This window comes from Methanococcoides mangrovi (genome assembly GCF_052057775.1).
Taxonomy (GTDB): domain Archaea; phylum Halobacteriota; class Methanosarcinia; order Methanosarcinales; family Methanosarcinaceae; genus Methanococcoides.
On sequence record NZ_CP195121.1, the window covers coordinates 713785 to 727700 of the forward strand.

General features: G+C 46.7%; 14 protein-coding genes. 10 read left to right on the plus strand and 4 right to left on the minus strand.

Annotation, left to right across the window (positions count from 1 at the left end):
• Positions 1-30 precede the first annotated feature (30 nt).
• The 4 genes from ACR3I3_RS03575 to ACR3I3_RS03590 all read right to left on the minus strand — a co-directional run bounded on the left by ACR3I3_RS03575 (position 31) and on the right by ACR3I3_RS03590 (position 3481).
• Positions 31-813 carry a hypothetical protein gene (locus tag ACR3I3_RS03575; protein ID WP_440953201.1) on the minus strand — a complete coding sequence of 261 codons (783 nt, stop codon included), beginning with the start codon at positions 811-813 and terminating at the stop codon, positions 31-33.
• The gene (locus ACR3I3_RS03580; RefSeq protein ID WP_440953202.1) at positions 803-2122 is read right to left on the minus strand and encodes a FlaD/FlaE family flagellar protein; all 1320 of its coding nucleotides are present in this window, start codon (positions 2120-2122) and stop codon (positions 803-805) included. Before ACR3I3_RS03580 ends, ACR3I3_RS03575 begins: the two co-directional genes overlap by 11 nt.
• A 223-nt stretch (positions 2123-2345) precedes the next feature.
• Positions 2346-3050 carry a UMP kinase gene (pyrH, locus tag ACR3I3_RS03585; protein ID WP_440953203.1) on the minus strand — a complete coding sequence of 235 codons (705 nt, stop codon included), beginning with the start codon at positions 3048-3050 and terminating at the stop codon, positions 2346-2348.
• 254 nt (positions 3051-3304) lie between these two features.
• A complete protein-coding gene (locus ACR3I3_RS03590; protein WP_440953204.1) occupies positions 3305-3481 on the minus strand; it encodes an ATP-binding protein in 177 nt (58 codons plus the stop codon).
• Between the two features lie 303 nt (positions 3482-3784).
• Between ACR3I3_RS03590 and ACR3I3_RS03595 the strand changes: the two genes are divergently transcribed.
• The 10 genes from ACR3I3_RS03595 to ACR3I3_RS03640 all read left to right on the plus strand — a co-directional run bounded on the left by ACR3I3_RS03595 (position 3785) and on the right by ACR3I3_RS03640 (position 13911).
• On the plus strand, positions 3785-4417 hold the full coding sequence (locus ACR3I3_RS03595) for a type IV pilin N-terminal domain-containing protein (RefSeq protein ID WP_440953205.1): 633 nt from the start codon (positions 3785-3787) through the stop codon (positions 4415-4417).
• Between the two features lie 46 nt (positions 4418-4463).
• Entirely contained in the window at positions 4464-6644 is a 2181-nt protein-coding gene (locus tag ACR3I3_RS03600; protein ID WP_440953206.1) for an ATP-dependent DNA helicase, read from the plus strand.
• A 94-nt stretch (positions 6645-6738) separates the two neighbouring features.
• The gene (locus ACR3I3_RS03605; RefSeq protein ID WP_440953207.1) at positions 6739-7179 is read left to right on the plus strand and encodes a GerW family sporulation protein; all 441 of its coding nucleotides are present in this window, start codon (positions 6739-6741) and stop codon (positions 7177-7179) included.
• A gap of 41 nt (positions 7180-7220) precedes the next feature.
• Positions 7221-7904, plus strand: coding sequence for a DUF2953 domain-containing protein (locus tag ACR3I3_RS03610; protein WP_440953208.1), 684 nt, complete (start codon positions 7221-7223; stop codon positions 7902-7904).
• 25 nt (positions 7905-7929) lie between these two features.
• Entirely contained in the window at positions 7930-8889 is a 960-nt protein-coding gene (locus ACR3I3_RS03615; RefSeq protein ID WP_440953209.1) for a beta-ribofuranosylaminobenzene 5'-phosphate synthase, read from the plus strand.
• Position 8890: 1 nt separating this feature from the next.
• Positions 8891-9913, plus strand: a complete 1023-nt coding sequence (locus tag ACR3I3_RS03620) for an NOP5/NOP56 family protein (protein ID WP_440953210.1) — start codon at positions 8891-8893, stop codon at positions 9911-9913.
• Positions 9914-10600, plus strand: a complete 687-nt coding sequence (locus ACR3I3_RS03625; protein WP_440953211.1) for a fibrillarin-like rRNA/tRNA 2'-O-methyltransferase — start codon at positions 9914-9916, stop codon at positions 10598-10600. It abuts the gene before it with no gap.
• 43 nt (positions 10601-10643) lie between these two features.
• The gene (locus tag ACR3I3_RS03630; RefSeq protein WP_440953212.1) at positions 10644-10883 is read left to right on the plus strand and encodes a DUF2769 domain-containing protein; all 240 of its coding nucleotides are present in this window, start codon (positions 10644-10646) and stop codon (positions 10881-10883) included.
• 5 nt (positions 10884-10888) lie between these two features.
• Positions 10889-11326 (plus strand): rhodanese-like domain-containing protein, encoded by a 438-nt coding sequence (locus ACR3I3_RS03635; protein WP_440953213.1) that lies wholly within the window; start codon positions 10889-10891, stop codon positions 11324-11326.
• Between the two features lie 287 nt (positions 11327-11613).
• Positions 11614-13911: a PAS domain S-box protein gene (locus ACR3I3_RS03640; RefSeq protein ID WP_440953214.1), complete on the plus strand. Its 2298-nt coding sequence runs from the start codon at positions 11614-11616 to the stop codon at positions 13909-13911.
• The last annotated feature ends 5 nt before the right edge of the window (positions 13912-13916 follow it).

Below are 13916 nucleotides of genomic sequence, written 5' to 3' on the forward strand. Positions count from 1 at the left end.
TTGATCCGATAATTTATAATCTCTATTCAATTATTTATCCTTTATTTTTTCGGGAATTCCACTTAATGATGCGGAGATCCCGCTATCAGTTATGATCTCAACTTTTGTAGAGGTAATTCCTGAAACATCATTGATCTCAAAGGTCTTAGTTTCTCCTCTGTACCAGCTCCTCCAGTCTGGTGAGTAACTGTAGAGTTTGACCCTTCCGTTCACAAGTATGCTCAGCTCATCTGCATAGAGGGTTGTATCTCCATGGTTGGTAGCCTCTACTATCAGTATTGAATCCGGGTTGTCGATCATCATCGAATCAATGGTGATGATCTCGTCAGGATTATCTTCAGGGGGATCGATATCCCAGTCGATGTCCGGAATGGTGCCATCTACACTACGGGGGGTTCCACCTATATGACCGGATACACCGTTAGATGTGACGACTTTCACTCTTATATCGGTTAAACCGGAAACATCTTCCACTGCAAATATCTTTGATTCTCCCGGATACCATTTCACTGTTTTCGGGTAATAATCATAATTTTGCAGATACCCATCCACAAGTATGCTGACCTCATCGGAATCAAGAACAATGCTGCCGCTATTTATGATCCGGATAGTCAATATGGAAGTCTCATTGTCGAAGTTCATCGAAACCGGTGTGACCCCACTGTTGAGCTTGTTATATTGCATTTCAAATCTTATGTCCTCAGCATCACTGACGATATCATTTGAACTGCTCATCACAGCGTAGGAGTTTGTGCCGAGGACAAGGACCGATATGAGGAAGATGGAAATGACAATAGTGGTCTCAAATCCCATAAAGTTCCTCCAGGCCATGCTTCACTTTCGCCATCTCTCTGTCGATCATACTGAGCATGTTCCTGTCGATCTTGCGTCCGGAAAGCCTTTCGATGAAAAGGAGTGACTTTGTGTGGTCTTCCGGCAAAAGTCTCCATGTGGGTTTTTCCACATAGTAGTCTATCCCTCTGGCGTAGGCCATGATCTCTGACCTGACCTCTTCACTTATCCAGCCGATATCAACATAATAATCAAGAGCATCTATCAGGTTGTTCCTGCCAACCCTTTCCATCAGGAACTCGATCCAGTTCAGCAGGACAACCACACTCATGGGGTTCTTCTTTATTGAATCCAGGCGTACCAGAGGTGATCCTTCACCTGCTTTGTTCCCCTGGCCTATAGGAACCCCTGACTCATCCCTCTGGTAAGGGTTATCAACATTATTCTGTTGTGACCTTTTCAGGATGGATTCTTCGAGCTCTTTCTTAAGCTCGGAAAGGTCGATCTTCTCAAGTTCATCGATCCTGCCTGCAAAAGTGCTTGTTGTCTGTGCAATATCCACTATATCCATATCAAGACGCTTTTGTCTTTCATAGGAGTCGTGAACCTGCTGGGAGATCTCAGTGACACTTTCCTGAAGCGTTATCAGGGAATCAGCAAAGAGGTCCATCTTTGTGGTGATGTCCTCTATCTTCTTTTCAGCTTCTACAGGAATCCCGGGCATCTGGAGACTCTGGTTTAGTCCCTCTACCTCGTTCTGTATCATCATTACAAAATCAGCAACTTCGGCTATCCTTTTTTCAGCTTTGTCAAAACGTTCAATGGTAGCACGACCTCCAAGTTCATCACCCACAAAAGGATTTACCTGATTGGAAACGAGCTCGTAAAGTGAGAGCAACTCCAGTACGCTCTGATCGATCTTCTCTACAGTTGTCTTCACACTCTGGCTCTCTCTCTGCACTGTGGAAATGGCAGTGTCCACCTTAGAGAGCTTTGCTTCAAGTGCCTTGATCTTTTCAGCATTCTCATTGATCTGTTTATTATCAACAGGTTCGAGTTTCGGACTATTATCTGTGCCCGGTCCGCTCATCCCAGGCGGGAAAGCAGGTAAGGCAGGTGCTCCGAAAGGCGAACCTCCCGGTGTTATTGAATTCCCCCCTCCGGGGAATCCTGTGGCATCACCAAAATTAGGAGGGCCTGCTGCAAAAGGAGATTGCGGTGCACCGAACGGAGATGGTTGTGAATCAAATGGAGATCCTGTTCCGCTGTTACCTTTTTTTCGAAGAATGCCATTTGTAAGGTTCTTCAACTTGTCACTGAATCCAGCCATATTTTCACTGAATGCTGTAATTAGACTGTATATTTAACCTCAAACATATATGTATTAATATACATTGTACAACGCTATTATATAAAAATATTCCAAAAAAAGATGCTTCCCTGCGATGGATTTTTTATATTCTCCAGCACAGGTTCTTTCTTATATCTTTTAATGACCGGACCGGTGGTCTGGCACTTTATTATCTGGTACTCATTACTTTCTGGTAGCCTGATCAGCCGATGATGCGTGTTCCCAGACGAACCCCGCTGATCTCGCCTACCCTAGAGGCTTCCTGAAGAACAACCTGGAGCACGTCCTCAGGTTTGGTCCCGTCCATTACGATAGTATCGATGTTGCAGCGTTCTATTATCTTGGAGGCAAGAGGGTCAACTGGCGATTTGGAACCGGCCTTCATTTCTGTGGAGATGACAACGCTTACAAGCTCTTTTGCGGTCATCACATCATACTTTTTGGCGTCAGGATTTTCTCTTGGATCACTTGAATAGACACCGTCAACAGATGTTGCGATAACCATCATGTCCGCATTGAGGTATTCAGCAAGTACTGCAGAAACTGCATCGGTGGTCTGGCCGGGAATTACTCCTCCCATAACCACTATCTTACCTGATGCAATGGCAGATTCAGCTTCCTTGTAGCTGGTCGGAGGTTCAGGATATGCGTCTTTTCCAAGGGCTGCTATCAGGAGCTGGGCATTGAGCCTTGTTATGTCAATCCCAATGAAGTCACAGACCACTTCGTTGGCCCCTACTTCCCTTGCAACGTTTATGTAATTCCTTGCAGCAACACCGCCACCGGTAACGACCACTAGCTGGTGTTCCTTTGCCATTTCCCTGAGTGCTGATGCATAAGCAGCAAAATGCTCAGGATCCAGGTCCTTTGCGAGTATGGATCCACCTACTGATAATACGACTAACATGATGATCTTTCCTCCTACTGTTGTCAACGCTTTAAATCTATCGGCTAATAAAAAATGAAAGACGGGTTTCTTTTGACTTGCGGTCTGGAAAAGTTAGTGCCAACCGGAGCAGAAATAGTGTGATCAACTTTCAAATTGCAGTTTAGCCATAAGTAACCCTGCCCTTTTTCATGGAAAAGCAAAGCCAAGGCTCAAAATAAATATTGTAGTGATAAAGGGGTATGAAAAATAGAAATGAAATGGAATAAGCAGGCTTATTCCATTGTGATAGCATCTGTTGGACAGGAGTCCACACATGCACCACAGTCAAGGCATTCGTCAGCGTCTACTACAGCGATGTTGTCGCCGTCCATTGCGATTGCTTCGGATGGGCAGTCATCTACACATGTTCCGCATCCTACACATTCGTCTCTGTTAATTACTGCTACCATTATTAGTCTCTCCTTTTTTCAAGTCGGTTAAACTTGTATTAGTGCAAAATTTGCAATATACCCATTAAATAAGTTGGATAAAAAGCTATCGATTATCCTCATATGCTTTTCACTTTAGAATCATGTCGCCGGCCAGTACTGTTAAATTGTGGCTGTACATCGCCGTTACTATTTAATTTTCTCAATGTTCTTTGCCCTTTTTTTATTCAAAAATCGGTGTGATTTCAGTTCCTGCATTATATATAGTAACTGTCCGACAAAATTGTTTAATATTCCTCTGCTGTCTTCCACCCGGTTGAGATTATGGTAGCGATCCTGAAAAACGACGGTGCGGTTGCACCGATAATCGGAGCGCTCCTGCTTGTTCTGTTGACCGTGGTCCTCGGTGGGCTGGTCGCAGCAGCAGTAATGGGCGATGGCGTCTTTGGTAGCATCTCTTCTTCCACTCCTATGGCGGTAATAGATGTCAAAGATGCTGTGGGTGGCGTTCCGAATGCGGTACAGTATAAAGAGAATTATCTGATACTTGAACACAAAGGTGGTGATCCGCTGGACCTGGATTCCACTTTCATTGTTCTTAGCGGTGATGGCAGCAGTTATGTTGGTAAGGTCGGGTCTGGTGGCTTCAAGGTGTACGGCCAGGTAATTGCAAAATACTTCGACCTGACACCCGATGGCACATGTGCGACCTACAGAAGCAACAATCCGTCTATCGAAGATGGGGTGTGGTCAGCAGGAGAGGTACTTGTGCTCAATGGTGATGACAGTATCAATGGTACGGATGCTTCCACTGTCCGGGTTAGTGTGGGAGGGTATTCGGACACTTCCAATAATTACGGCTTCAGGGAAGGCGCTGAGGTGACCGTTAAGGTGTTCGACAGCATCACTGATCGCGTTATTGCAGAGGATGTCGTATCTGTAAGGGCTGTGGAGTAAAGTCAATCAATACCATTAAAGTAGGGTGAAAGCATAGGGTGGTGCGATGAGTGATAATCCCGCATATATGAAATATTTCCCCAAAAGTTCATGCTATCAAAATCAACAGGATGCAATGGACCGAATACACTCTGCCCTTTTGCAGAAACAGTTCGTACTGTTCGAGGGGGCATGCGGGACAGGCAAGACACTGAGCGCCCTGGTGCCGTCACTACATGTGGGCAAGCAACTTGACAAGACCGTCATCATAGCTACCAATGTGCATCAGCAGATGGTACAGTTCATCAATGAGGCCCGTGACATCAAGAAGATACGTGAAGTCAAGGTTGCAGTTGTCAAGGGCAAGACGACAATGTGTCCCCATGAGGCGGATTATGAGGAATGTTCGGTCAAAAGGGAAAATACTTTTGAGCTTCTGGAGGTGGAGAGGGAGACCCATCTTAAAAGGCAGGAGCTTCGGTCTGCCAGGGAAAGCTACAAGAAATCCCGCGATCAGGCTTTTGTTGCACTCCGGGATGCACTCTCAAAAGAGCTCGACGCACTGGAAGAGAAGGCTAAAGGACTGAGGGACCGTTCCTGCAATGACCTCTATGAGGTGCTGAGGTCGGACAGCGAGACGTTTCGCGACTGGCTCTTTAAGGAAGTGCGAACTCCGGAGGAGGTCAATGACCATGCTCTCCAGCACGGCATGTGCGGATATGAACTGTTAAAACGCGAGCTTAAACATGCTGACCTCCTGATCTGTAATTATCATCATGTCCTGAACTCAGATATCTTCTCCACCGTGCTGGGGTGGGTCGAAAAGGAACCGCAGGATGTCATCGCGATCTTTGATGAGGCACATAATATTGAATCCGCAGCACGTTCCCATTCATCAATTTCCCTTACCGAACACTCCATCGAGAAGGCAAGGGCAGAACTTGAGGCCAACATCGACCTTCTGGCAGACGACAATATCCATAACCTGTTTAGGATCTTCCAGGAAGTTATTGTGGAGACGTATAATACAAGGTTCAAGTTCGGAGAGCGTGAGCGTGTGACCAGGAAATGGTATGACATGCGTATCAGTGATCCTTATGACCGAAATGATATTGTGCGTGCAAGGTTCCTCCGGAATGCAAAGGAGGATTTCGGTGGCAAGGACGATATCCAGATACTTCTTTCTGAGGCCAGTGAGATCGGAGCCAAACTTGATGAGACCTATCGTGATCAGTACAAGAAGGGTCTGACAGCTGTTATGAAGCGCTCCCATATCAGATATGTTGCAGACTTCCTGTCAGCTTACCTGGAGCTGTCACATAATCCGAACTACTACCCGATACTGAACGTCCGCAGGGATATGAACGATGAGATCTACGGGCGTGTGGAACTTTTCACCTGTATCCCGAAGAACGTCACTGAACCTCTGTTCAATTCCCTTTTCTCAGGTGTACTGATGTCTGCGACACTTCATCCGTTCGAGATGGTGAAGAAAACTCTGGGAATTTCAAGGGATACCTGCGAGATAGCCTACGGAACATCTTTCCCTGAAGAGAAACGCCTTTCAGTTGCAGTATCTATTCCCCCTCTCTTTGCAAGGAGCAGGGATGATCCTCACACAATGGAGTTGCTGGAACAGGCACTCATGGATTCCATTGAACATTCAAAGGGTAATGTCATCATCTTTTTCCAGAGCTCTTTTGAGGCAAAGAGGTTCTATTCAAAGCTTGAACCCATGTTGGATGTGGCGGTGTTCCTTGATGAGGTGGGTATATCCTCCCAGGAGGTAAGAAAGGAATTCTTTGAGATCGGTGAGTCCGGTGGCAAGGCAGTATTGATGTCCTATCTCTGGGGAACCCTGAGCGAGGGGGTCGATTTCCGTGATGGCAGGGGTCGCACCGTTGTGATCGTAGGTGTGGGCTATCCGGCTCTCAACGACCGTATGAATGCAGTTGAATCAGCATATGATCATGTATTCGGTTATGGTACAGGCTGGGAGTTTGCCATACAGGTCCCGACTATACGCAAGATCAGGCAGGCCATGGGCAGGGTTGTCAGGTCGCCGGATGATTATGGTGCACGCATACTTCTCGATGGAAGATTCCTTACCGATTCGAAGGAGAGGTTCGGGAAGTTCGCGGTCTTTGACGTCTTCCCTCCTGCGGAAAGGAACGAGTTCGTGGATGTGGAACCTGAGAAGTTGAAATATTCTCTCATGAACTTCTTCATGGACAATGAGGAGCATTAAAGGTATTTTTTACTTTTTTTCTTTCCCTATGGTAATGCATTTATACTGTCATCTCCCATAATTTCTTTTATATATCACATGTCCGGGTGCTGTGATGCGGCTTCCGGATAGTGGGGAGGCTATCAATATGGGTGTCGAAGATGTCATTAAAGAAGTGACCACCGAGCTTGAGCGCATGGTAAGCGCAAAGACAGTGATCGGGGATCCGGTAGTTGCCGGAGGCAAGACCATCATCCCTGTAACCAAGGTTTCCTTTGGTTTTGGAAGCGGTGGTGGAGAAGGTTCCAAAGGCGGAACAGAGACCGGATTCGGTGGCGGTGGCGGCGGCGGTGCCAAGATCGAGCCTGTTGCTTTCATCGTGGTCGAAGAAGAAGGCGTGCGCCTTATGACCATATCTGGCAAGACCGACTTCGGGAAACTGATAGAAGCTGTCCCTGAGGTCTTTGAAAAGATAAAGTCTGCGAAAGGGAAGATGAAAAAGGACGACGGAAAGGGATCTGAGAGTGACGTTCCGGAAGATGATGATGGCGAATGATCCGCTATCACTTCTTTTGACGATAGCATGAGCATTTGAAAATGTCACTTCTTATCTACACGCTTAGCCTTTGCATTATTCTTTTACTGGGGTTGATCCTGTTTGCCCCTATTGACATCGTTTTCAATGTAAGGGGTGATCTGAATGGCGTTCATAGCAGAGCGGATGTGAAGTGGACAGTCCTTTCGACGAATTTTTCGAAGAAGAATGAGTTGGAAAAAGAATCTTTAATTGATAAGCTGTTAAAGCTGATGGGTGAAGATGACAGAGTTGATGAGCATAAGGAAAAGGAGGAGGTTGCTGGTAAGGATGATGCCGGACTTCGCGAGTCCTTTGACGATATTTCTACAAAGGCAAAAAAGATCTATGGGATCCGCTATCACATCTTTCGCCTGTTAAAAGGCCTCCTTTGCGCTATACATATCCGTGAGTTATCCTGTGACCTGGACTACGGTCTTCCTGATCCTGCAGACACCGGTATGCTCTGTGGATTTCTTCACACGGTGGGTTCTGTTGTTCACAGTGGTTACAGGAAATTCCATTATTCTGTAACTCCCCGGTTCGCTGACGAAGGGCTGGATGTGAGAATGTCTGGCTATATCCGTTTCCGGATGGCATCTCTTCTTTATCCTGTCTTGAGGTTCGTATTCAGCCTTAAGGTTCTCAGGACCGGGTGGTGGTTTCTGAGGAACATGGGGTCTTCCAGTTCGGGTGTTAGTGTTTAATATTATGAACGCTGAATAAACGAGCATGATAAAAATAAGATCACCATCCAGACTGCATCTGTCCCTGATAGACATGAATGCAGAGATCGGCAGGGTGGATGGTGGTGCAGGGATCTCCCTTGATTACCCCGATATAACACTGACTGCTGAAAAGCATGATGGGATCGAAGTAACCGGTGGTTCTGCTCTTTCTGAGAGGGTGTATGGAGCTGTGGAAGCTCTGCTTCCAGAGGGTGCGGGGATAAAGGTCAATGTGGAAGAGAACATGCCTCCCCATGTAGGGTTGGGATCAGGTACCCAGATCGCCCTGAGCGCTGCAGCAGCGGTGAATGAGCTTTACGGACTTGGAATGAGCGTCAAGGACCTTGCCATAAGGGTAGGCAGGGGTGGGACCTCCGGCATAGGTGTTGCTTCTTTTGAGAGTGGTGGGTTCATTGTTGATTGTGGTCACAAATTCAGCGATAAAGGCTCTTTCTCTCCATCATCAGCCAGCAGGGCAGACCCTGCGCCGGTGGTTTTCAGGCACGATTTTCCTGACTGGGACATCATACTGGCACTTCCGGATTCCAAAGGGGCTCATGATACCCAGGAAGTGGACATATTCAAAAAAGAGTGCCCGATACCTCTCCGGGAGGTGCAGGAGGTCAGCCATGTAGTGCTGATGCAGATGATCCCTTCGATCATAGAGGCTGACATCGAGAACTTTGGAATGGCACTGAACCATTTGCAGACGGTCGGTTTCAAGAAGAGGGAAGTTGACCTGCAGTCTCCTGAAGTGCGTGATCTCATCGAGTTCATGCAGGACCTTGGAGTGGCAGGTGCCGGGATGAGTTCCTTCGGACCTGTTGTATTTGGTGTTGTGGACCACGGCCACATAGCTGAGCAGATCAAAAAGGAAGTAGAGCTGTTCCTGGAAGAGACCGTTGGAGGAAAGGCGGTCCTGACACGTGCGAACAACTCCGGTGCAAAAATATGGATGGATTGATTTGAAGATCATTACATGGTATGGGATCCTGACCATTGAGGACAATGGTGTTACTGATTGCGAACTTTTCAATAAGGACGTCGACGAGCTTGCAGAAGGGTTGCTTCACCGGGAATCAACAGGCGTACTGGTCCCTGAAGCGGGTTTCGATATCCGCACTCCTGCCATTTCCTGTGGATTTGTTGAAGATGATCGGGAATATGTTTCCCTGCTTCGCGATGTGAGCATACGTGCAGGAAAGCTGCGCATCTCCCGCACCAATACGCCGGACATGCGTATCATCCAGGCAGTTGAGGCGCTGGATGACATCGATGATGTGGCAAATGTACTTTCCGAACGCCTGTCGGAGTGGTATGGACTGCACTTCCCGGAACTGGGATTAAGCTCAGAGGAACTGGCAAGATTCGTAAAGGAGCATGGTGCACGTTCCAATATACCTTCCGATGATCCCATGTTCGAAAAGGCCTCCTCATCCATGGGTGCCGGACTTCCTCCTGCTGATGAGGAACTCGTGAAACAGTTTGCGTCTAATATATGCAACCTGTATGATAACCGGCACAGCATCGAGGATAGCATTCTGCGGAACATGGAGGAGATCGCTCCAAATCTCACAAATATCGCCGGTCCTCTCATCGGTGCACGCCTGATCAGTATGACGGGTGGTCTTGAGAGGCTTGCGCAGATGCCCTCCAGCACTGTTCAGGTTATGGGGGCCAGCAGGGCGCTTTTCAAGCACCTGAGATCACGTGCTCCTTCACCGAAGCACGGCCTGATATTCAATCATCCGCTTATCAAGAACTCTCCGTGGTGGCAGAGGGGGAAGATCGCACGTGCACTGGCAGCAAAGATAAGTCTGGCCTGCCGTACGGACGTCTATTCAGGGGAACTGCATCCTGCAATTAAGACCGACCTTGAGAAAAAGATCAATTCCATAAAAGCTGCCAACCCGAAGCCTCCTGCAAGGTCCAAACCTTCAGGGAAAGGTCATGGCAAAGGCAAAAAGAACTCAGGAGGCAGGCGTTAAATGGCTGTAAAAGAGCTTTCAGATGGCATTTTTGAAGTACAGAAAAGTGGCAAGAGTTTCCTAGCCACAAAGAACGCGGTTCCCGGTTCAGCCGTCTACGGAGAAAGGCTTGTGGAGATGGAAGGGGATGAGTACCGTATCTGGGATGCCCGCAGGAGCAAGCTTGCTGCCATGGTGCTCAAAAAGATGAAAGTGCCGATAAAGAGTGATTCCCGTGTTCTTTACCTTGGTGCAGCATCCGGTACCACTGTGAGCCATGTATCAGACATGCTTACTGATGGTATTGTTTATGCTGTGGAGTTCTCCCCCCGTACCATGAGAGAACTGATCCAGTTGTGTGATACGAGGTCCAACATCATACCTATTCTTGCAGATGCAAACCATCCTACATCCTATGCGCACATCGTTGAGCAGGTTGACGTTGTTTTCCAGGATGTGGCACAGCCCAACCAAGCACAGATCGCAGCGGTGAACTGTGAGCAATTCCTTAAGGGCGATGGCTATCTTCTTCTGTCTATCAAGGCAAGGAGCATTGATACTGTGGCAAGTCCTGCAAAGATTTTCAAGGAAGAGATAAAGAAGCTGGAAAAGGAATTCGAAACCAGATTCCAGGTCCTTAATAAGCAGGACCTTGCTCCGTTCCACGAGGATCATCTTGGACTGATCGCCCAAATGATCACCAGATAAAGATAAAGGGTAGTTTTTCCCTATATTTTATGAGGGATCAATTATGACTGATTGTGAAGAAGAAAAGATCGGCGGTAAATATTTCGGAATATGCCCTTCTTTCCATCATTCCAAGGCCTGCAATTGTAAGCATTGTCCGTCATCACCCGGTGAGGGATATATGTTCTGTGCAAGGGGCAACAAATTGCCTGTCCCTGAAAAATCAGGCTGTCTATGTAAGGAATGTTATGTTTACGGCCAGTTTGCTCTTGAAGGCGATTATTTTTGCGGATTGGAGGATTAATGAATATGGTGTCTGAGAAAATATTATTGGTTCTTGCAATATTGGTTGTTTCCTGCTTCATTCTGGGCTGTGCCGGCTATGGTACTTCGAATACGACAGATGTTACTGATGATGTGGATGGATACACTGATGTGTCTGTAAGGGAAGCAAAAGATATGATCGATTCCGGAGATGTTTTCCTGCTGGACGTCCGCTCGGTCAGTGAGTTCGAGGCCGAGCACATCGAAGGTGCTGTTAATATCAATGTGAACGAGCTTAGCTCAAGGTTGAGCGAGGTGCCCCGGAATGAAACGATACTTGTCTACTGTCGCTCTGGTTCCAGAAGTGTCACAGCAAGCAATATCCTTGTTGATGCCGGTTATACTGATGTCTATAATATGGTTGGTGGCATCAACAAGTGGAAGGCAGAGGGTTACCCGTATGTGAGCGGGTCTTCCTCATGATCTTTATTTTCTCTGGTCGTATCCGTCTGCCAGCCTGAAGTTGACTTCGACTGCCTCCTTTCACAGTTGCCTGTGTGTCGAGGCATGCTTTCTAAATATTTTCGTTGCTTGCTTTCCGTATCCCATGAAGTAACCGGATCTGCTCCAACGTTTTCTGGAATAGTGCCCATGTGATCACGATATCTTTCTATGCACAGGTTCCCCACTCTGCAAAGGCAGGGCAATGTTCGGTTCTTAGGTAATTTAATATTGAATACCTGCCATATTTCTCCGAGAAGGGAATTAGCATGAAAGTGCCTGAGGATCTGGATGGTGGGATGGGTAATTCTAGTGCTCATGTATCGGATAAGTTGTTGCGAATTCAGCGAGACATAGGCATTGTCCTGTGTTCCAGCAGCAATCTTCTAACCAGCCTTGAGAGGCTGCTGGAAGCTATCCTTAACATCGGCGTGATCGATTGTGCCGGCATCTATTTCGTAGATGAGGAGACCGATGAGGTCTATCTTGTCATGCAAAAGAACCTTTCTGAGCAGTTCATTCGTAAGAACTCCCACTACACATCAGATTCTATCCAGCATGAGATGCTTGAAAAAGGGCATGTGTTTTATGGTCCATGCTTTGATCTGACGGACAATATTCCGCAGGACCCCTTTACAAACAGTCTGCAGGGATGCGGTGTTATTCCGATAACCTACAACGGAAAAGTGGTTGGCAGTCTGAACGTTGCTTCTCACACTCATGATGACATCCCTTCTGAGATCAAGGATTTTCTTGAAGCGATCACTGCACAGATCGGCGGTTTCATTGCAAGGATAAGGTCTGAGATGGTCCTGGAAAAAAGGCAAAAGGACCTTCAGAACCTTTTTGACAGTATCGATGATCTTTTTTTTGTAGTAGATATGAAAGGTCAGCTCATCGATGCCAACAAAAAGACGCTTGACAGGCTGGGTTACACTCTGGAAGAATTAAGTGCACTGGGTCTTTTGGGGCTACATTCTGAAAAAGACCGGGGTAAGGCCATTGCTGCCATTGAGGAGGTGCGTGAGAAGAAACATGCTTCCTTTTCGATCCCCATGGTCACAAAAGAGGGAATTTCCATTCCAGTTGATGTGAAAGTAACTCTCGGTAAATGGAATGGGAAAGATGCCTATTTTGGCATATGCAGGGATGTTTCTGACCGGGAGCATGCAGAACTTCTTCTCAAAAAGGAGAAGGACAAGCTTCAGAACTATCTGGATATCGTAGGTGTCATAATATTAGCAGTTGATCGCGATCAGAATGTGATCACTATAAACAGGAAGGGATGCAAAATGTTCGGTCTTCCTGAGTCCGAGATAATCGGTAAGAAATGGTATGATCTGGGTTTCTCAGAAGAATTCAGTGCCCGGGGCAGGGAATCTTTCACGAAGATGATGGCTGGTTACAGGAACGTCATGGAATATTCAGAAAGCAGCATTGTCACTGCTACCGGGGATGTGCGGACCATTGCATGGAATACTGTGGTGTTGAGGGATGATGATAGCCAGATCACAGGTCTGTTATTTTCAGGGGAGGATGTTACCGAGTTCAGGAATGCAGAAGCAGCCCTTAAAAGCTCCGAAGAGAAATACCGCGTTGTGTTCAATGCTTCACTTGATGGTATCACCATCCATGAAAGGAATGACTACCGTTTGCTAGATATCAATGACAGGGGGTGTGAGCTATCCGGTTATTCCAGAGAGGATGTACTTGGGAGGACTGCTGAGGACATAATGAAAGGTAAGGCCCTTTTTTCAATGGAGAAGATCAAGTGGCTGATAGATACTGCTTCAGAAAAGGGTTTTGTGAATGCTGAATGGGAGGCCCGGAAGAAGAACGGTGATACGTTCTGGGCCGACATCATAGCAACATCAGCTAAGATCGGAGGTAAGGATCGCGTAATCATCACTATACATGATCTTACCGAGCGCAAGAACGCGGAGAAAGCTTTGATGGAGATCGAATCTATGCGCAAAAAAGAAATCCATCATCGTATAAAGAACAACCTGCAGATCATCTGCAGTTTGCTTGATCTCTGTTCCATGGAGTTTGATGAGATGCCTGTGGTCCAGGCCTTCCTGGATAGCAAGAACCGGGTAATGTCCATGTCACTTATCCATGAGGAACTTTACAGGTCAACTGATATGGAAAGCATTAATTTTGCTGATTATATTCGAAAGTTATCAGCTGAACTTGTCAGTTCTTATTCTGTTGACAAGGATATTGAACTTGAGCTCAACGTAGAGGATATCTTCCTGAGCATGGATACTGCCATCCCGCTTGGGATCATCATAAATGAACTTATAACCAATTCCTTGAAACATGCTTTTAAGGGAAGTTCTGGTAAGATTTCTATTGATCTTCAGCGTAATGATGAAAATAAATTTATACTAATTGTGAGTGATAATGGTGTAGGTTTCCCGGAAGAACTTGACCATAGGAAAAGTACTTCTTTGGGTTTGCAGCTGTTGAACACGCTGGTCGATCAGATAGGGGGGACCATTGCAATGGAACGTTCCCATGGAACATCTTTTACAATAATCTTTGATGAAAATGGCAGGATGTGAAGGTC